Genomic DNA, 456 nt, shown 5'->3' on the forward strand with positions numbered 1-456 from the left:
AAAGCGGCGGTGCTTCCTCCTCTTGAAGCGACGCTGACACCTCTTGGTCCGGAACAAACACCGGTGTTGGAAATGGATGAATTATGGTCTTATCTCTTTGAAAAAGATAACAAAATTTGGACATGGATCGCATTGAGCAGAGAGACCCGAGAAGTTGTTGCTTATGCTTGTGGTGATCGCAGTGAAAAGACATGCCAAATACTCTGGAATCGCATACCATTCGCTTATAAAAAAGCGATTGTTTTCACCGACTATTGGAAAGCTTATCAAGCCGTTATTCCGAATGAGCAACATAACCCTGTCGGCAAAGAAACTGGAGAGACGGCCCATGTTGAGCGCTGGAATAATACCTTGCGACAGCATTTAGCACGCTTCGTGCGTAAGACGTTATCTTTTTCCAAATGCGTTAAAATGCACGAGATCTGTTTGAAACTCTTCCTGCACCGCTATAATACG

The 456-nt window shown here is 44.5% G+C and carries 1 protein-coding gene; it reads left to right on the forward strand.

What is annotated here, in order from left to right; translation table 11 throughout:
• The coding region (locus BQ17_RS03580; RefSeq protein WP_141699070.1) for an IS1 family transposase at positions 1 to 456 on the forward strand (456 nt) is incomplete at both ends.

The organism is Candidatus Thiosymbion oneisti, from assembly GCF_900092655.1.
GTDB lineage: Bacteria > Pseudomonadota > Gammaproteobacteria > Chromatiales > Chromatiaceae > Thiosymbion > Thiosymbion oneisti.